The sequence below is a fragment of the Blautia faecis genome (assembly GCF_020554845.1).
GTDB classification, from domain to species: domain Bacteria; phylum Bacillota; class Clostridia; order Lachnospirales; family Lachnospiraceae; genus Blautia_A; species Blautia_A faecis.
In genome coordinates this window covers 1-20,829 of the sequence record NZ_JAJCIA010000049.1, presented here as the reverse complement: position 1 = coordinate 20,829, position 20,829 = coordinate 1, and the positions used below count along the sequence as shown (strand labels likewise).

Annotated in this window: 12 protein-coding genes; 1 reads left to right on the top strand and 11 read right to left on the bottom strand. The window is 45.0% G+C overall.

The annotated features are described in order from the left end of the window. Positions 1-48: 48 nt before the first annotated feature. Positions 49-3,804 (bottom strand): helicase-exonuclease AddAB subunit AddA, encoded by a 3,756-nt coding sequence (addA, locus tag LIZ66_RS16715; protein WP_227201066.1) that lies wholly within the window; start codon positions 3,802-3,804, stop codon positions 49-51. Next, on the bottom strand, positions 3,804-7,136 hold the full coding sequence (gene addB, locus LIZ66_RS16710) for a helicase-exonuclease AddAB subunit AddB (RefSeq protein WP_227201065.1): 3,333 nt from the start codon (positions 7,134-7,136) through the stop codon (positions 3,804-3,806). Before addB ends, addA begins: the two co-directional genes overlap by 1 nt. Before the next feature lie 185 nt (positions 7,137-7,321). On the opposite strand from addB, the gene LIZ66_RS16705 reads away from it, so the two are divergent. Continuing rightward, positions 7,322-7,780 (top strand): FMN-binding protein, encoded by a 459-nt coding sequence (locus tag LIZ66_RS16705; protein WP_227201064.1) that lies wholly within the window; start codon positions 7,322-7,324, stop codon positions 7,778-7,780. 90 nt (positions 7,781-7,870) lie between these two features. On the opposite strand, the gene LIZ66_RS16700 is transcribed toward LIZ66_RS16705, so the two are convergent. From LIZ66_RS16700 to LIZ66_RS16660, 9 genes are all read right to left on the bottom strand, one after another. Next, complete coding sequence (locus LIZ66_RS16700; protein WP_227201063.1) at positions 7,871-9,787, bottom strand: NAD(+) synthase; 1,917 nt, start codon at positions 9,785-9,787, stop codon at positions 7,871-7,873. A gap of 111 nt (positions 9,788-9,898) precedes the next feature. Beyond that, complete coding sequence (gene hslO / locus LIZ66_RS16695; RefSeq protein ID WP_195477018.1) at positions 9,899-10,777, bottom strand: Hsp33 family molecular chaperone HslO; 879 nt, start codon at positions 10,775-10,777, stop codon at positions 9,899-9,901. Positions 10,778-10,848: 71 nt separating this feature from the next. Continuing rightward, the gene (locus LIZ66_RS16690; protein WP_148461235.1) at positions 10,849-11,610 is read right to left on the bottom strand and encodes a class I SAM-dependent DNA methyltransferase; all 762 of its coding nucleotides are present in this window, start codon (positions 11,608-11,610) and stop codon (positions 10,849-10,851) included. A gap of 81 nt (positions 11,611-11,691) precedes the next feature. After that, the gene (locus LIZ66_RS16685) at positions 11,692-12,705 is read right to left on the bottom strand and encodes a hypothetical protein (protein WP_227201062.1); all 1,014 of its coding nucleotides are present in this window, start codon (positions 12,703-12,705) and stop codon (positions 11,692-11,694) included. Between the two features lie 469 nt (positions 12,706-13,174). Next, on the bottom strand, positions 13,175-15,250 hold the full coding sequence (locus LIZ66_RS16680) for a HelD family protein (RefSeq protein WP_195477015.1): 2,076 nt from the start codon (positions 15,248-15,250) through the stop codon (positions 13,175-13,177). 277 nt (positions 15,251-15,527) lie between these two features. After that, a complete protein-coding gene (locus LIZ66_RS16675; protein WP_204452908.1) occupies positions 15,528-17,375 on the bottom strand; it encodes an ABC transporter ATP-binding protein in 1,848 nt (615 codons plus the stop codon). Beyond that, positions 17,372-19,534 (bottom strand): ABC transporter ATP-binding protein, encoded by a 2,163-nt coding sequence (locus LIZ66_RS16670; protein ID WP_204452910.1) that lies wholly within the window; start codon positions 19,532-19,534, stop codon positions 17,372-17,374. Before LIZ66_RS16670 ends, LIZ66_RS16675 begins: the two co-directional genes overlap by 4 nt. Before the next feature lie 77 nt (positions 19,535-19,611). Then, complete coding sequence (locus LIZ66_RS16665; RefSeq protein ID WP_226815755.1) at positions 19,612-20,103, bottom strand: MarR family winged helix-turn-helix transcriptional regulator; 492 nt, start codon at positions 20,101-20,103, stop codon at positions 19,612-19,614. A gap of 466 nt (positions 20,104-20,569) precedes the next feature. Then, the gene (locus LIZ66_RS16660) at positions 20,570-20,743 is read right to left on the bottom strand and encodes a DUF4250 domain-containing protein (protein WP_118582984.1); all 174 of its coding nucleotides are present in this window, start codon (positions 20,741-20,743) and stop codon (positions 20,570-20,572) included. Positions 20,744-20,829: the final 86 nt, after the last annotated feature.

Sequence of the window (20,829 nt, the reverse complement as noted above, 5' to 3'; positions counted from 1 at the left end):
CGTGGATGTGGCGTGCCACATCCACGCACCTTCTGCGAACACAAGCAATCATCCTAACAATATCTCTTTTTTCAACGTAAAGGAATAAATATACTTCTCTTTCACCCTGCGCCCAGTCATTCTATGAAGTGCCTGAGCATAATCCTCCAGCTGAGTGTGATACAGATCAACCAGCTTCTGCTCTTCCCCTCTGCGCACACGATCCGTCTTGTAATCAACCAGCACGATCTCATCCCCTTCCAGAAAATAAGCGTCTATGATTCCCTGCACAAGCACACGTTCCTTGGGATCCCATGCCTCATCTATTTCAGCAGCACTTCTGGAAATGACAAAAGGCTGTTCCCTGAAAAGAAGCCCCGATAATGCAGCGACTTTCATTCTCTGCCCCAGTGCCCCATTCACAAAAAACTGAATATCTGAAATTCTGATACATTCTGCTTCTGCCTCAGACATTTTTTTGCTCTGAACCAATGCGTTGATCTGCTCTTTCAGCTGCTGTGCACTATCCGTTTTATTGTACTCAAGACATTCCATCACACGATGGTAAGCAGTACCTCTTGCCGAACCTGTGAACGCCTCTTCCGTTTCCTTCTTTTCCTCAATAAATCTTGGAACCAGCGGAACAATGTCCGGTTCGAAATATACAGCTTCTTCAATATCCGAATCTTCATGGTAGCTCTTCTTTTTCAGATCCGATACGCTGACCTTCACCGGAATATCTTTACGATATTCATAAGGATATACAAATCCAAAACGCTTTTCCAGTTCCGCTTTGATTTCAGGATCCACGATTTTCTCACAATCCCAGTTATCCAGAATATCGTCTTCCATCTGCCCGACAGCCTGTTCCACCACTTCAGCCTCCGTTAAAGTCCGCGCTGTGATCCTTTTCACCTGAAACTCTGCCGGATCATCATAAAGCAGATTATCATGGGATGGCAGCAATCCAAACTCCTCAAAAAGTTCATCCATGCAGCGGTGCCTTGCAAGCGCAGGAAGCACATAATCCCAGTAAGTTTTTCCATTCAGTCTCGTTTCTGCCGGAAGAAGTTCCTGTTCATTTTCGCGGAATCTGTATAAAGAAAGCAGCCTTTTTTCCAGATTTCCTATTGTTCCGGTCATGATCAGTTTCTCCTTGGCACGCGTCAGGGCAACGTAAAGTACTCGGATTTCCTCCCCCAGAGTCTCTTCCAGAAGCTTACGGCGGATCACCTGCTTATACAGTGTTGACACAATCATCCGCCGGTCTGGCAAAATGGCGTCAGCGCCAAGACCGTAATCCGGATGAATCAGAAGTCTGGCGTTCAGATCCTGCATATTGAACTGTTTTCCCATACCGGCAAGGATTACAATCGGAAACTCGAGTCCCTTGCTCTTGTGGATCGTCATGATTTCCACGGAACCTTCTCCTGCACCAGAAAGATTTACTTCGCCATAATCAACTTCATATTTTTGCAAATGTTCAATATATCGGACAAAATTAAATAAGCCTCTGTAACTGGTCTTCTCATAATCCATTGCCTTTTCCACCAGCATAGCGAGGTTGGCGCTCCGCTGTGCACCATTTGGCAGAGCTTTTGCATAATTACCATAGCCGGTTCTGCGGAGAATCTCAAGAATCAGCTCATGGACAGGAGTGTACACCGCAAGATCACGCATTTCATTTAGAAGGACTATAAACCCATGTAATTTGTGGTAAAGAGTTCTTTCCTGCCCCTCATATTCTTTCAGGAAATTCAACACGCTGTCATACAACATCCCCTTCGGATGTTTTTCCCGCAAAACGGCAAGCTCCTGGGTAGTACATCCCACCAGCGGCGACCTCAGCACACCCGTCAAAGGAATATCCTGAAGAGGATTATCGCAGACCTGCAGATAATTCAGAATCGTAACCACCTCAAGTGCTGAAAAATATCCCGTTTTTGAAGCGGCATACACAGGAATTCCGTGGGCAGAAAGTACCTCTGTAAAGGTTTCTGACCAGCCGGAAGCGGTGCGGAGAAGGATTACAATATCTCCGTATTTCGCAGGACGATATTCTTTGGTTTCCTTATCAAGTACCAGCTCTTTTCCCACAATTTCCTTAATTCTGTGGGAAATAGCAAGAGCCTCCAGTTCCCGGGCATCCTTTCCTTCCATCAGATCCTCCAGTTCTTCGGAATCCTTTTCTACCAGAAGAACTTCTGCAGGAAGAAAGCTTTCCTTGTTTCCTTCCGGAAACACAGCGCCAGGATAAAGAGCTGCGGCTTTATCGTAAGCAATTCCACCAAGATCTGTTCCCATAATCTGACGGAAAATAAAGTTTGCACTATCCAATACCTGAGACCGGCTTCGGAAGTTTTTATGAAGATCGATTCGCTGTTCTGTACTGTCCGTTAAACTGTACTGTTCATACTTTTCCATAAAAAGCTCTGGTCTGGCAAGGCGGAACCGGTAAATGCTCTGCTTCACATCACCTACCATAAATATATTTTTTCTTCCATCTGCCCAGCCGGAAACACAGTTGGTAATCATTTCCTGTACCAGGTTACTGTCCTGGTACTCATCCACCATGACCTCGTCATATTTCATGGAAAGTTCACGCGCTGCCGGACTCATGTGATAAATATACTTTTTCTCTCCCGTCCAATCACCGTCGTTTTCGCCATTTTCTTCCGCTGCATGAACCTTTTGAATCAGGATTTCCAGAGCAAAATGCTCCATGTCCGTAAAGTCCAGAATATTTTTTTCCCGCTTCTTCTCTCCATACATACGGATAAATTCCCTGGTAAGCTCCACCAGCATTTCTACAGGCTCCCGGCAGGTTTCCAGAAGCACTGGAAGTTCCTCCTCCTTTACGGAAAAATACCGCGTTCCAATATCCTTTAAAATATCCTTTGCATTTTCCCGAAGAGATTTTACCTGCTCCTTCAGCGTATCATCTACAGGATCTTTTGGTTTCTTTCTGGAAAGAGCGGCAAAAGCCGGTTTACCAAGAAGCTCCCCTGCTCCGTCAAAATCACCGGCGGCGGCTTTCTCTTCTGCTTCACGAATGAGGATGAGATCACTTTGCAGTGCTTCATCATACAGGTATGGCCCTCCTGACGCATTGCAAAAGCTCCTAGCCTGAGTAATCAGTTCCTTTGCCTGACAAAGATCCTCCGTAATGTTTTTCCATAACAAATTCATCCATTCTGATGATTTTACAGACTCTAAATCCGTATTTCTATAACTATTTATGCATTCTTCCAGCCAGGTATCCGGATATGGATTGCTCATGGCAGCATTATACAGAGAATAGATCAATTCTTTGATTCCATCATCTGTTTTGCCGGATGCGTAGCATTCGATAAAATACTTAAACTTTTTGTCATCTTTTATGTAATAGTTCTCCAGAAGCTCCTTCATCACGTCCTCTTTCAGAAGCTTCAATTCTCCCTCTTCTCCTGTCCGATAACCAGGATCCAGACCAATAAGATGGAAATAATTGCGGATCACATAAGCACAGAAGCCATCTATCGTGGTGATCTGCGCCGTATGGATCAAGGTAGTCTGGCGCTGCAGATGCTCATTGTCCGGATTCTCACAGAGAGCATCCTCCAGGGCATTTGCAATTCGTTCCCGCATTTCCCCTGCTGCTGCTCTTGTGAACGTCATGATCAGCAGCCTGTCAATGTCAACAGGATGCTCCGGATCCATCACCTTTTTTAGAATTCGCTGCACAAGCACCGCAGTCTTTCCGGAACCAGCTGCTGCACTTACCAGAATATTCCGGTTTCTTAAATTAATAACCTGCTCCTGCTCTTTCGTCCAGTTCACTGCCATTATTCATCCACCTCCTTCACAAAAGCATCCCACAGCTCTTCATCTGTAAAGTTTTTCAGCCTGCGGAATTCATAGCCTGGAATGTCCATATCAAAACCGCATACGCCGCTGTAAGGACAGTAGGTACAGGCATTTTTCTTTCCCATCATATAAGGGGAAACCTGGGCATCTCCGGTCATAATGGACTGTCTGATATGAGAAATCTTTGTTTTTACATAACGGTTTAAAATATCAAACTGCTCTTTTGAGGCTACAGAAGAATTTTTCCGGAAGCTTCCGTCTTTGTTAAAGGATACGGGAATTGACACAAGGGAACTGTCCATTTTTTGTACCAGTTCTTTATCTTTCAGAACCAGTCCGTTCATCTTTAGTTCCTTCAGCACTTTTTCCTGGACAGTCTCTATATCTGCATCTATTTTTTCCTGAATCATAGGATCCTTGATATTGTAATAAAATACCCCTGCAGGAATCACATCTTTATCCTTATGCTTGTTTTGCTCTACGGTAAGGGCACCGTCCATGTAGATCATCAGCTGCAGCTGCAGACCATGATACAAAGAAACCAGATCAAAAGAAGTATTCCCGGTCTTATAATCAATGACCCGGACATACAGCTTCCCATCATCTGTCTCCATAGTATCCACGCGATCGATCCGACCGCCCTGAAAAACAACTTCCACACCTTCCGGCTCAAATTCCCCGGATTTCAGCTGTTTCTGAATTGCCCACACAGTTCTTCGTACCATTCGCTTGGTGCGCTGAATCATATATTCATTGCGTGCACTGCTTTTTAGAATGGTATTGCCATAATCTGCACTTATTTCATCTACCAGGCGGTCTGCCAGCGCATCCCTCTCTTCCTCAGAAAGCTCTGCCAGAGAAAGCTTTTCTTTGTTCACTTCCTTTATCAGAGACTCCAGCACCTTGTGCATAATATTTCCCATATCCATGGCGCGGAATTCATACTCTGCACGCTCCGTAAGTTTGAGACCATACTGGAGGAAATGGGCAAAAGCACAGGCAGAATAACGCTCCAGCCTGGTGGCACTGTAGGGCGACACCTCTCCATAGAGAACCTTTGCCACACTTTCGCTGATAATATCGGCAGGCTTTCTGGTTCTGGAAGCCTCCACCAGCTTCCTGGCTAAAGTCCTATATTTAGGACTTCTAAGATACCAGCTGTAAAGCTCGCTGTACAAAGGACTTCCCTGTCCCACAGCGCCCTCTCCAAGACCTTTCAGGAAGCATTCCAGACTGGTTCCCGGAAGCTCCATGGCGTTCAGGCTGAATTCCTCATCACCTGCATTTTTCACCTCCAGTCCGGGATATAGAGCCTGTATACTGTGGATCAGATATGCAGGACTTATAGGTTCTCCTTTTCCATTTGATAAACTGTAGGAAAGGCACAAATGCTCACTTGGCTTTGTCAGATTCAGATACAGATAAAAGCGCTGGGTGTTCATCAGCTCTTTCGGACCTGGTGCAAGCTCCATTCCCTCATCTGCAAAGAATTCTCTGTCCATCTGGGTCAAAATTCCGCCAGAGTCTGTATTTTTCGGAATATTCCCCTCGTTTACACCTACAAAAAACAATGCCTTTATTTCTTTCAGACGGGTTCTTTCCATATCTCCAACAAGGACCTGATCCATACTGGGCGGGATCAGCGCAACCTTTGACTTGGCAAAACCAGTTTCCAGAAGCTGGACAAATTCCGTTCTTGTAATTTCTTCCTCTCCAAGGATCTCTACCATGCGGTCAAGAAGTTCCATAACAATTCCGTATATCTGGGCGTATTCTTTTTCCAGAGCTTTTTCTCCTTTTTCTTTAAAGAAAAGCTCCTGTTTCTTTAGTTTTTTCTGTATTTCACAGCTTTCGATAAACTGATATAAACTATAACAATATTCACATACTTTTCTCTTTCCACTGGAAAATCCCTGAGCCAGGATCTCAGCCTCCCTCACAAATATTTCCCGGTATTCGTTCAGGACTTGAATATCCTCCGGATCCATGGTCCGGTAAACTCTCACCCACTTCTCGGACCACTTTTTGTAACCGCGAATTCCAAGGGCAAGCACATAATTCTCCAGCATATCCACCTGGTCCCTTGCAAGGCCTGACATATCACAGCGCAGATACCGGAAAACACTTTCGTAGGAAAAACCCTTTGTAACCATTTCAAGAGCAGCACGAATATATTCTATAAATGGGTTCATCAGAATGGTGTGCTTCTCATCCAGGAAATAAGGGATCCGGGATTCCTCGAATACCTGAGATGCAATACTTTTGTACGCCTCCAGATTTCCGGTAATCACAGCGATTTCTCCGTATTTCAGATTTTTTTCACGGACCAGACGGCGTATTCTCCTGGCTGTCTCTTCCAGTTCTTTTACAGGGGATTCTGCTGCAAATATGCAGATTTCTTCCTGTTTCTTCTCATAGACAGATCTTCTGTAGCGGAAAAGATGCTTCTCCAGAAAGTCAAGGGAGGTGAAATTTCCAAAGCGGCCCTTTCTCTCATCTTTCAGAAGAATGGGATCATCCAGATTGCTAGTCAGACCGGACAATGTGTGGATCATTTTCCTGCTCATATAGAATAACTGATGTGGTTTTCCCATCTGTAAGGGATTTTCTCCGGCATCCATGGTGACAGTTACCAGAACCTTATCGCAGACATTTAAAAGTTCCCGGATCACGTTCATCTGCACCGGAGTAAAACCGGTGAAGCCATCCAGAAGGAGTACGGATTTTTTCAGTTTATCAGAAAAAGGAATGGCTTTTTTCAAAGCGTCCATCACGCCTTCGCCGGTCATATAATGACCTTCCAGATACTGAAGAAAGGCCTGATAAAGGACACCCACATCCTGCATTTTCATATGAAGAAGAGAGTCTTCCCCTGTTTTTCCCAGCATGTCCTGCAGTTCTTCTTCCCGGATATCATACTGCATAAATTCTGAAATCAGAGATTTCACTTCGTCCAGATAGCCCGGTTTGTTCATCTGGTTGCCAAGGTAGGGCAGATTTTTGCGATGCTGCTGCACCAGCTTCTGAAGAACCATACTTTTTCCAGTGTCATCCAGAAGCACTTCCATGGCACCGCCTGTCTCCTCGAAAATACGATAGGCAAGGCGCTGAAAGCTGAGCACATCGATATTCAGGATTCCCTTTCCGGGGTGCATTTCGACTACGTTTTTCTGTGTCTGCATGGTGAACTGTTCCGGGACGATAATATAGTACAGGTGCTGTGGATTTTCCATAGATTCTCGGATGATCTGTTCACATGCATAATGCGTCTTGCCAATACCGGAGCTGCCGATGATGAATTGTAGGGACACGTTTTTTCCTCCTTCTGCCAATTATATGGAATAAAAAAAGCCTGTATCTGATAAAAAATCATTCTGTTTTATATTCTATCATATTTTCCATGCTTTGATAATAGGATAGAATAAGAAGATTAGAGCCTGGTTTTGCGGCCAGGATTATTTTTTTCATTATAAGTGCGATACAGGAGGCGCAGTCCATGAGTTCGAAAACCAGGATCATCGTGTTACATATGAAGGAAGTGGTATATACCATTGCCTTTCTGATTCTTGCTGTTCTTCTGGGAATCCTGATCTACTTTATGTTCGGGCCTGGAAAAAGCCAGACCACTTCTGCTGCTGGAGAGGGGCTTTATACGCCTGGCGTTTACCGCAGTTCCCTTACTTTGAATAAAAATACTTTTGACGTGGAGGTCACAGTAGATCAAAACAATATCCAGTCTATTGAGCTGGTAAATTTAAGTGAAAGCACCACCGCCATGTTTCCGCTGGTAAAGCCTTCCCTGGAATCACTGGCCAGCCAGATTGTTGACAGCCAGTCCCTGGACGACCTGAAATATTCCACAGACAGAAAATATACGTCACAGCTGCTTATTTCTGCCATTGAAGATGCATTAAAAAAGGCGGAGAACCATGTAAGTTCTCCGCCGGCAGAGTAATAAACAAACCTAATTATTTCCTACCTTTACAGTCGTATGCTACGCGAAATACAGCTGCAAAATGCATGAAAAGCGTACCGTACAATCGTTTTATACTTCAAGCTTCTCCAGAGCTTCCATCCATACCTCTGCGCTTGCATCACTTGGCATACGCAGGTCACCTCTTGGAGACAGCGCCACACTACCTACCTTCGGGCCGTCAGGAAGACAGGAGCGTTTGAACTGCTGGGCAAAAAATCTGCGGTAGAAGATTTTCAGCCATTTCAGAATCGTAGCCTTGTCATAGGTACCCTCAAAGGTACAGCAGGCAATGCGATAGATCTTATCCGGTTCAAAGCCTGCACGAAGCATATAATACAGATAAAAATCATGAAGTTCATAAGGACCAACCAGATCTTCTGTTTTCTGCGCGATCTTGCCGTCCTTAGGCGGCAGAAGTTCCGGACTTACTGGAGTATCCAGAATATCCAGAAGAACTTCTTCCAGTTCTTTCTCTCCGCAGGTATCTGCATAATAGCGGACAAGATGTCTTACAAGCGTTTTGGGAACAGAGGCATTTACACCATACATGGACATATGGTCTCCATTATAGGTTGCCCATCCAAGAGCAAGCTCGGAAAGGTCACCGGTTCCCACAAGAAGTGCTCCCTCCTGGTTTGCCATATCCATAAGAATCTGCGTACGCTCTCTGGCCTGACAGTTCTCATAGGTTACATCATGAACGGAATCATCGTGACCGATATCACGGAAATGGATATTTACCGCCTCTTTAATATTGACCTCCGTCAGAGAAGCACCAAGGCACTGGCTTAATTTGCAGGCATTCTGGTAAGTTCTGTCTGTGGTACCAAAGCATGGCATGGTAATGCAGCAGATATTCTCAGATGGCAGTCCCATCAGCTGGAAAGTACGTGCAATTACAAGCAATGCCAGTGTAGAATCAAGTCCCCCGGAAAGTCCGACCATTGCCTTTTGGCAGTGGATGTGGCTCATTCGCTTCTTAAGTCCCATAGCCTGAATGTTCAGAATCTCCTCACAGCGCATATCACGCTCTTCTTTTACAGAAGGTACGAAAGGATAGGGGGCAAACTTCCTGGTAAGAGAGGTCTCTTCCACTTCCACATCAAAAGGTACGATCTGGCAGTCAGCATCATCAGATGCCGGATAGGTGGAAAGTCTTCTTCTCTCATCTGCCAGTCTCTGCACATCAATTTCTCCGTAGATCACAGTGTTCTGGAAGCGCTTCGCCTCTGCCAGCATGGTGCCATTCTCTGCGATCAGGTTCTGTCCGCCAAATACCAGATCCTGGGAGGATTCACCCTCTCCTGCTGTGGCGTAAATATAGCCGCACACCAGTCTGGCAGACTGACCCTTCACCAGATCACGGCGGTAGGAATCCTTACCAACCATCTCATCACTGGCTGAAAGATTGACGATAATATGGGCACCGCCCTGTGCCAGATTTACACTAGGCGGAAGTGGAACCCACAGATCCTCGCAGATTTCTGCGCCAACTGTCAGCTCCGGCAATCCTTCACATGAGAAAATCAGATTGCTGGCAAAAGGTACGCTTTCCTCCCCAACTGTCACATCTGTCCACACATCCGCCCCAGAAGCAAAGTGTCTCTGCTCATAGAATTCATTATAGTTGGGAATATGAGTCTTAGGTACAAATCCAAGAATATTTCCGTGGTTCAATGCTGCTGCCACATTGTAGAGCTTGCCGTTCATCCGCATAGGAAGTCCCACAAAGATCAGCGCATCCACATCCGCAGTCTCCTCTGCAATAGTCAGAAGGCTCTCCCATGCACTGTCCAGCAGCCTTCTCTGAAGGAAAAGATCCTGGCAGGTATAGCCTGTGATGCAAAGCTCCGGCAACACCATCAACTTGGCATGCTGTGTCTCCATTTCACGGATTACTTCCAGAATTGCCCTGGTATTGGCCTTACAATCAGCAACTGTAACCTGCGGCGTTCCTGCCGCTACTTTAATAAATCCCTGATTCATATCCTAATCCTCTCTTATCCTACCATTTCCACGCCTTAGAGTGTGTTTGAAAAAGGCTTTCTGCAAGATGTGCGTCTATGACGGAAAATAGTGATTCTTTCTTAATTCAGCTTATTTGCATCTTCTTAGAATTTCTTTCAACTCTTCTACTGTGAAATTGTAGTTGGTATTACAGAAATGGCAGTTCATCTCGATTGGCTTGCCTTCCTGGATCATTTCGTTTAATTCTTTTCTGCCGATGCTGATCAACGCTTTCGCTACTCGTTCTTTGGAGCAGTTGCAGCAGAAACGGGTGTCCATTTTCTCATTGATCTGCACGTCAAAGCCTTCCAGCACTTTCTCCAGCAGACTCTCCGGGGTATGTCCCTCCTCTAACAGGTTGGTGACAGAATTGATCTTCTGTACGTTCTGCTCTAACCTGGAAATCACTTCTTCCTCTGCAAATGGCATCAGCTGTACAATAAATCCACCAGCCTGACGTACTGTATTATTCTTATTCATCAGGACTCCAAGTCCAACTGCGGACGGTACCTGCTCACTTGTTGCAAAATAATAGGTTAGGTCTTCTGCAATCTCACAGGTCTGAAGCATAACCTGTCCGCTGTAAGGCTCTTTTAGCCCCATATCTTTAATCACAGTCAGGAATCCAGGACCAACTGCTCCTGCAACGTCCAGCTTCCCTTTGGAATTTGCCGGAATGCAGACATCTGGATTTCCTACATACCCCTTTACATTTCCCTGGGAATCGGCAGTTACCGTAATTCCCTGAAGGGGACCGCCGGCCTTGATCTGAAGGGTCAGAACATCTTTCTCTCCCTTCATCATGGAGCCCATCATGGCTCCTGCAGTCAGAAGTCTTCCAAGCGCTGCCGTAGCCACCGGACTTGTATTATGGTGCTCTCTTGCAGTCTCCACCATCTCAGTGGTCACTGCCGCAAATGCACGAATCTGGTCGTTAGCTGCAGTCGCGCGGATGATATAATCATTCATGTGTATTCTCCAATCTATACTGTTATAATGTTAATCGTAATCCTATAGCTATTTATCTTATTATTATATTATCATTTACCATGTTCCCTTACTACAAAGGTAAGCCTTCCGCTATCTTCCTTCGGTGGCTCCAGTGTATAAGCATCATACACTGCCAGAAGCTCCATTCCCGCTTTTCCAATAAGTTCCTTGATTTTCTCCAAAGAATAGGCTCTCTGATAGTGAACCTCCTCATCCTTCTCATAAAGTCCGTCCTCTCTTGGAATAAACAGAGCCAGCTCATACGTATTAATCCCGGTCTCCTCATCATAACTGTTCTCCCAGATAAAGCTTCCCTCATCCCGGTTCTCAGCAATCGTAGTATTCCCGATCATAGTCTGATACTTATAAACCGTATTCATATCAAACAGAAAAATCCCCTGAGGATCCAGATAATTATTTACCAGGGCAAACACATGCTCCAGCTCCTCTTCCTCTGTTATGTAATTCAGACTGTCACACACGCTTACCACAGCCCGTACGGTTCCATAAAGTTCAAACTCCTGCATATCCTGAAGAAGATACAGGATGTCATGCCCGGACTCTACCCGTTTCTCCATGGCCTCTGCCAACATTTCCCCGGAATTATCCACTCCGATCATGTCATAGCCGGCCTCTGCCAGTATCTCAGTCATGGTTCCCGTGCCACAGCCAAGATCCAGCACAAGTCCGTCTGTGATTCCCTGCGCTGCAAGCTGCTGCTTCAGCCATTTGCCCCAGGTCTGGTAATCCACATTGTCCTGGAACATATCATATACTCTGGCAAATTCGCCATAAGCCTGAAAATTATCCATATTCCCTCCAACTGTCACGGACACAGCCATCCATCCCGGGTAGCTGTGTCCGTGTAAGTCAACATTCTGCTTTTTCTGTTATTACTCTACAGGCATATAATATACGTCTGCACCTTCTCCATGCCAGTAATAATCCACATCATTCTGATCGTAAACGTCCTCATTATTTACAAAACGATAGGTATTTCCATCAAAGTCAACCCAGTTTCCATTTCCATCCGGAGTAATTACAAGGGGATGGCCATCGGAGTTACGGTAAATAGTTCTGGTCTGGTTGGTGTCTGTAAGCTGCTCCTGGGTAAATCCGCCGGAGTTTGTGATTGTTCCATCACTGCTTCCATCACCTGAGGACGCAGAATCAGTACCTGCACTCTGTGTTCCGTCAGTGGAACCATCTGTACTTCCCTCAGTGCTTCCGTCTGCACTGTCAGAAGACTGTACCGGTGCAGCAGCTTTCAAAGAAGACTCTCCTGCAATTCCAAAGGAATCAACGGCGGCCTTAATTCCTGCATAAGAAGCCTCATCCACAACAGATCCGCAGATATTGTAATACTCATCAGAGCTCTTATAAATTTTATGGATCGCATAAACATATCCGCCGCTCTTGGAAGCATCTGTGTACTTCACAGTGTAAGAATAAACGCCTACTCCCTCCACATCACTGGCGGTATAATCCTGGATCTCAAAGTCAGTACCTTCTGCAAGGTCAGAAGCCTGCTCTAATGCCACAGCCAGATCCTGCGTATCAGGAAGCATAGCAGAAGACATGTCCTCTTCTCCCTGTCCATGAAGGATCAGGATCTTACCCTGCTCCGGGGATTCGAAGCTGAGCATATCTGCCTCATCCGCCTTATTGGACCAGGTAGCATCTGGAAGCTTAATGGAGACAGCCCCATTGCTTGATGTATAGGTGCTGTCCTGTACGTCTGGCGCGATGGTTGGCTCCGGAGTAGGTGTAGCGGTTGCTTCCGGAGCAGGTGTCTCAGTTACCACTACCTGTTCTTCCGGCTCGTCTCCGCCAAAACTGCAGCCTGTAGCAGCTGCAGAAACAATTGCTGATATCGTTAAGATTGCTAAAATCTTTTTGTTCTTCATAGTATCCTCCTTATTTCTTTTCATAAGTAAATTTTGTAAATCTACATTCTTCTATTTCATTAACAAAACGAAAATATTTCTCGTTTATAAAAATCTCCCGAGCTGTATTTTACAATTTTATTACAAGCCTGTCAATGGATTTCCCACTGCAGAATCTAAATTGTTACTGTTCACTCCGTTCACAGTAACACGCTTCGCGATGCACAGAAATCATGCTTTGCATGATTTCGCGCCGCAACTCTCGGGTTTTCTGTGAACTTTGTTCACAAAAAACACCTCGCGGAATATTACCAGTGAACAGTAACTCTAAATTGAAAATATTATAAACTTTCGTGACGAACTTTATACATTTTTTCAAAGAGTGTTGGTAAAATCCTGTCTGCAAAGTGTACATTGCATTTGACAGCATGTTCCGACAACCTGAATTTCTTTTTTATTTTACGCTCTGTTTGTCATACTTTTGTAATATTTATTTTCCGTATTCGTACATATGCAATTTATGAAGCGCTCTGGTAGCTGCAATATAACGTCCCTGTTTTGCAATCGGGCTCTGATCTGCTGCAGGGAACAGGGAAAATACCTGGTCAAATTCCAGACCTTTTGCAAGATAAAACGTAGTAACTGTAAGGCCTTTGCAAAAGCTGGTACTGTCACGATGCAGGTACGAGAAACGATTTTCCACATCAAACACTGTATTTTCCAGTTTTTCTTTCAGAATGCGGGCGGCATCTTTTGCCTCAGATTCCGTGCGAAGGATCAACGCAGCTGTCTCAAACTGTTCTGCTCCCAGCTGAAGCTTATTCACAAGCTCATCCAGAGCCACTTCCATTGCCTGCTGTTTTTTCCCTTTAAAAAATAATTCTTCCACTGGCTGGCCATGACGATCAAACAGATCCATATCTGTAATCCCTGCAAGCTGATTCGCATAAGAAGCAATCTCCACAGTGTTTCGGTAGCTTTTGTTCATGACGATCCTGCGGATCTCTTTTCCGAAAATTTTCGGTAAAAACCCAAGGACATCCTGAGCCTCATCTTCCATAGTCTGGGCTTTGTCCCCCAGAATGGTCATGCGGCAGGGGAACATCATTTTAAGGATCAGATACTGAAGCCTTGAATAATCCTGCATTTCGTCTACTACCAGGTGCTTGATACCATTGTGACTGGTCTGGCGAAGAAGGCGGTACTTCATGTAAAGTACCGGATAGACGTCCTCGTACCGAAGCTTTCGCTCCTGAAGCTGTACATGCGGAAGTCCCGGATAGCCGCAGCTTTCCAGAAAACGGCTGTAGATCACATAGAGATCCTGTGTCTCATACATATTCATGAATTTCTCCATTACAATGGCACGTTCTTCCTCATCCATATCATTGTCCCGAAGCGTCTCTACCTCATCAATGAAATTCTCTGCAACTGCCTCCATACGTGATAACAGAGGGATATCCTGGAATTTAAAATAAAAAAGATCAATGATCTCCTCTTCTTTTTTCGTAAAGTTCTTATATTCCACATCACGAAAATCCATCAGCTCATCTTCTAAGGAGGTGAGATACCCCTCCATCTGATTCAAAAATTCCCTGGACTGTTTTTCCTTATATAAGGAAGGCATATCCGGGAAATTCAGGCTGCGCTCAATCTGGTCATAACGGTCTTCGCAGTCAGATACCGTATCTTTCAGCTGTCTGTAGGCAAAAAGATCAAAGCTCATTTCTTTAATATTTTCCTCTCCCAGTTCCGGAAGTATATGGGAAATATAATCAGAAAAGATGCTGTTGGGAGACAGGATCAGGATATTGGAGGATTTCAGATTCTTGCGGTCGTGATACAAAAGATAGGCAATCCTGTGCAAGGCAATGGAGGTCTTGCCGCTTCCGGCTGCGCCCTGAATTACCATGATCTTATCCCTGGTGTTTCGGATGATGGCATTCTGCTCCTTCTGGATGGTGCGGACAATATTTTTCAGCGCAGTGCTGCCTCCGCTGCCAAGCTCTGCCATAAGAATCTCGTCATCAATCTTCACATCACTTTCAAACTGGTAAATCATACGGCCATTTCGAATCTTGTACTGCCACTTGGAGGCAATTTCACCGCAGATGGTTCCCAGCGGTGCCTGGTAAGACGCCGGACCTTTATCATAGTCGTAGAAAAGCCCGCTGACAGGAGCACGCCAGTCATAGATCAGCGGCGTATGCCCTGCCTCTTCTGCAAAATTTCCGATTCCAATATAAAAAATCTCCGGCTCCTCATCCCCTTCAAATACGAAATCCACCCTTCCAAAGAAAGGGGAATCCAGCATTTTACGAAATCTTTTTCGCAGATGGATCTGCTGCTCGTTGGCGTTGATCTGGTGAAGAAGCGCCTGCTGGTTATCGAAATTTTCGTAGCCATACTGGTCCATCTCCGTATAGTTCTCCCAGTAATACTCATGCATTCCTTCGATATCCTTCTGTCCTTCCAGAATGGACTGGCTGATATGGGCGATTCTGGTTTCTAATTTATCTGTAACGTATGCAAGAAAAGCTGCTCCGTCTTTATTATCAATTGTCATTGGGGGTATACTCCTTTAACATTCGCGCTGCAGCCCTTTCTACCAGTCTTGGTAAAAAGACACCCAGGGCTGCTGCAATAAATGAGTTTTTTCGTTGTCATGACTTTGTCCCTGCCTTCCTTTCCGGCAGAAACTTTGCTCTATTATACATTATCTGCGGGTAAAAGTACAGACAGCAAATCCCTGGATTTTTTCTCTCTGAAGACAAAAAAAACAGCAGTTTTTCCGTATATTTTCCGAAAAAGCTGCTGTATTTTTTTATCTGTTTCACTTACTTTTATGCAGTCTGCGTCTTATCAAACTGGCTGTTGTAAAGATCTGCGTAGAAGCCTTTCTTTGCCAGCAGCTCTTCATGGCTGCCCTGCTCGATAATGTCGCCATCCTTCATAACCAGGATCAGATCTGCGTCCCTGATGGTGGAAAGTCTGTGAGCGATGACAAAGCTGGTTCTGCCTTTCATCAGGTTATCCATAGCTTTCTGGATCTGTACCTCGGTTCTGGTATCAACGGAGGAGGTAGCCTCATCCAGGATCAGGATCTTATTGTCTGCAAGAATGGCTCTTGCAATTGTCAGGAGCTGCTTCTGGCCCTGGGAAACATTGCTGGTCTCCTCATCCAGAACCATGTTATAGCCTCCCGGCTGCTGCATGATAAAGTTGTGGATATGAGCAGCCTTTGCTGCTGCGATCACTTCCTCATCGGTAGCATCCAGCCGTCCATAGCGGATGTTTTCCATAATGGTTCCGGAAAACAGCCAGGTATCCTGAAGCACCATTCCAAACATTTCATGAAGCTCGCTTCTGTTGAAATCTTTTACATCATGGCCATCTACTTTAATAGAACCACTGTTTACATCATAGAAGCGCATGAGCAACTTAACCATTGTGGTTTTTCCTGCACCAGTAGGACCTACAATCGCAATTTTCTGACCATCTCTGACCTTTGCCGAAAAATCGTGGACAATGATCTTTTCCGGATTGTAGCCGAAGCTTACATGATCAAATTCTACATTTCCGCTGAGCCCGTCAATAGAAACGGCATTCTCTTTGGTAGTCTCCTCTTCCTCCTCATCCAGGAACTCAAACACACGCTCGGAAGCGGCTGCTGAGGACTGAAGCAGGTTAGTTACCTGTGCGATCTGCTGGATGGGCTGGGTAAAGTTACGGATGTACTGGAAGAAGGACTGGATATCACCTACTTCAATAGAGCCTTTGATCGTGAACCATCCTCCAAGAAGGGCTACCATAACATATCCAAGATTTCCAACAAACTGCATGACCGGCATCATGATTCCGGAGAAAAACTGAGATTTCCATGCTGATTCGTAAAGCTTCTGGTTGTCTTTTTCAAATTCTGCAACTACGTCTTCTTCTTTATTAAATACCTTCACTACATTGTGTCCGCCGTAGTTCTCTTCAATCTGGCCATTTACCTCCCCCAGATACTTCTGCTGTGCCTGGAAATATTTCTGGGAGTGCTTCATAACAAAATTAATGATAAGCATAGACATCGGAAGGATCAGAAGGGCAGCCAGGGTCATCCACACATTGATGGACAGCATCATCACAAATACACCGATCAGGGTGGTAACTGATGTGATCAGCTGGGTAATACTCTGGTTCAGGCTCATCTGAAGGGTATCCACATCGTTCGTTACGCGGGAAAGGATTTCGCCGTTTGTCCGGCTCTCATAATAGTTCATTGGGAGGCGGCTGAATTTCTTTGAAATATCTTTACGTAAATTGTAGGTAACGTCGTTGGAAATTCCGGTCATCACATAACCCTGGATAAAGGAGAAGCAGGCACTTGCCAGATACAGTCCTAATGTCCATAACAAAATATAGCCAATTTTTTCAAAATCAATGCTTCCGGTGCCGTTTACCTTGGCTACCAGGCCGTTAAAAAGCTCTGTTGTTGCCTTTCCAAGGATCTTTGGTCCTACAATGTTAAAAATGGTTCCTGCAATTGCAAACAGAAACATGAGAACGAAACGGAATTTGTAGCGTTCCATGTATTTCAAAAGTCGTTTCATTGCTCCTTTAAAGTCTTTTGCCTTTTCCCCGGAGTTCATTGCACGGCTCCGATGACCACCCATCATAGGGCCTCTGGCTTTGTTTTCACTCATGCTAATTCCTCCTCTGAAAGCTGTGACATGGCGATCTGGCGGTAAACCTCGCAGTTCTTCATCAGTTCCTTGTGGGTGCCGATGCCTGCCATATTTCCGTCATCCAGCACAATGATCTGATCTGCATTCAGGATAGTGCTGATTCGCTGTGCTACGATAATCGTGGTAATATCCTTTGTCTTTTCCTTCAGAGCCTTGCGAAGCTTGCTGTCAGTCTTGAAATCAAGTGCGGAAAAGCTGTCGTCAAAGATCAGGATTTCCGGCTTTTTGGCAATCGCTCTTGCAATGGAAAGACGCTGCTTCTGGCCACCGGATACATTATTTCCTCCCTGGGAAATAGGTGCTTTGTAGCCTTCCGGTTTCGCTTCAATAAAGTCATCGGACTGGGCAATCTGAGCTGCCAGTTTTACATCTTCCTCTGGCATATCCGGCTTACCGTAACGAATGTTGGAATCGATGGTTCCAGAGAACAGGACTCCCTTCTGAGGTACATAGCCCAGACGGTCACGAAGCTCATGCTGTGTCATATTTCGTACATCCACACCATCTACTTTTACACAGCCCTTCGTTGCATCATAAAATCTGGGGATCAGGTTGACCAGTGTACTCTTACCGCTTCCGGTACTTCCGATGATAGCAACAGTCTGGCCTTTTTCTGCCTTAAAGGTAATATCGTTGATGACATTTTCCCCTGCTTCCGGATAAGCGAAGCTTACATGGTCAAATTCGACCGTTCCTTTTTCCTGCTTATCTGGCATTACCGGTTCCTCCGGATCATTTACAGATGGCTCCATTTCCAGGACCTCACAGATTCGGCCGGCTGCCACGTTTGCCCTTGGGAGCATAATGGAGATTGCTGTGATCATCAGGAAGGACATAATAATCTGCATTGCGTACTGGATAAATGCCATCATATTTCCTACCTGCATAGTTCCATTGTCAACGCCATGTGCACCGAAATAGATAATCGCTACAGATACACCGTTCATGATCAGCATCATGATCGGCATCATAAATGTCATACAGCGGTTTACAAACAGGTTTGTCTTTGTCAGATCCATATTTGCTTTTTCAAAACGCTCTTCCTCATGCTTCTCACGGCTGAACGCGCGGATAACCGGGATTCCGGTAAGGATTTCCCTGGTTACCAGGTTCAGACGGTCAATGAGAGTCTGCAGCCTGGTGAATTTCGGCATTGCAATCTGGAACAGTACAAAAATAACAATCAGAATGATAGCTACTGCGGCTCCAAGGATCCAGGTCATGGAGGAATCGGTCTGGAGAACCTTGAGCACGCCTCCGATGCCAAGGATGGGCGCATACAGAACGATTCTGAACATCATGGTCATAACCTGCTGCACCTGCTGCACATCGTTGGTACTTCGTGTGATCAGGGATGCAGTAGAAAATTTATGATATTCGTTGCTGGAGAAATGAATAACCTTGCGGTATACATTATCTCGCAGATCATGTCCAAGGGCTGCTGCCACTCTTGCTGAAAGGAAGGTAACACTTACAGCGGCCAGCATGATCACCAGCGCCATCAGGACCATCTGGATTCCGGATGTCCGGATGTAACTCATCTGAATTGCATCCAGATCCTCGCCCATAGCTTCGTATTCTGCTTTCACACCACTGACAGCGGCCTGTGTAAGAATGGATTCCGGCATGTCGGAAAGCTTCTCATCTGCAGCCTCCAGCATCTGTTTTTTTGCATCCTCCGGCATTGCTGACAAAACCTGCATTGGGTCCGTTCCTTCCGGTACCTGCATCTGGGAAAGCATTTTCTGGCTCTCTTCACTGCCAGAGGTAAAAGAGGTGTACATCATCAGAGGTTTGCACAGAAGATCGTTTAATTCCTCACGTTTATCCCCTGTAATGCCACCTTTCAGTTCATATGTGTCTCCATCCAGGACATAAGAGTGCTGAACTTCTTTCTGTGTGTCTTCGTCCATAAAAATCTGCAGATTTTCCATTGTGCTCTGACGCATTTTTTCCGGAACACCATCTGGTATTCCCCCCTGCTGGATCCCTACGTTAATTACCTTGGAGGTATAATCCGGCAAGGACAGATCACAGTATGCCTGCAAAAACAGCAGTCCAATGATCAGGACGATATAGCCTGCTGATTTTTTCAGATACTTCATTAATTTAATCATGCTTGGGTTGTCCTTTCTACATTTTTTCAAAACATCCGGGCTTTTCTGCCTTTTGCTTTGTTTTTCAGTTTCCTGTGCTACTTTTTATTATGGCAAAAATGTCCCATGCACATTTCTTCCGGTGAAAACTCTGGTGCTGGCATTGCCGCAATATTTTCCTTAATCTGTATGCAGAATCGTTTCATCAGACATAACTCACTTTCGGAAAATCCGTTCAGAACCTGTTTTTCTCCTTCCTTTGCCATGCGCATACCTTCATTAATTATTGCTTTTCCTTCTTCTGTAAGATAAATCCGGCTTATGCGTTGATCTTTTTCATCCTGTTTTCGAACTATAATACCGATTTTTTCCAGGCGTTGGATACTTACGGTAACAGTAGGCGGCTTCACGCCTAACTGGCTGGCCAGTTCTTTCTGGCTACATCCGTCTTCTTTCCACAGAACAGCCAGAATCGGCATTTGTCTTGGATGGATTCCCAGACTTTTAAGTTTACCAAAGCATTTTTCCATATACATGCGGCTGATTTCCATAATCAGACGTTGAATGCTTTTCTCATTGTTGTTTTCCAAATTCTCACCTCACTTGCTGTCTGAAACTGAGATACAAGCTTTGGAGTGTGTATTACAGTTTCAAGTTCCTGTTCAGCTTTCTTATATTAGTTAGCCGACTAATTTTATAGTTTACACTTTTTCACAAGAAACGCAAGTGTTTTTTGTGCAGTTTATATTTTTTTTAGATTTGTGTCTTAAATTTATTGAATTTAAAATATGTATTTATTTTGTCGGCTAATTATTATGTATAAGACCACATTATCTGTTGTCCGGAATTTTCATGGTAAAAAGAATCCTGCTTGCAGGATTCTCCATTTGCGGCGGGTCGCCTGGAGCGACAACACCCCTTCCGTCGCAGTGCAATCCCGCCTGGTAAGCTTTTTATGTAATACGTAACAGGAAATTCCTGTTACAAAAAAATACCGCCTGCCAAGCGGTTTTCACAGCTTTGACAAGCGGTATTGAAGTATTGAATATTGTGATTTCAAATAAACTGGTTGGTCTCTTCGTCGTAGTGGTAGTCGATGGAATCCATCTTATCCAACAGAGATTCCCTGTTCAGTCCGCGGCAGGTACACAGTGCTTCCAGAGAATCGTAATAATCCCGAAGCTGGGTATTTACATAACTAAGCAAAATCATAGGATCTTTTGGTATCATAAGACTTGGACTCCTTTTCTTTTCCTTTACTTGTTACTGTTCACTCCGTTCACAGTAACGCGCTTCGCGATGCACAGAAATCATGC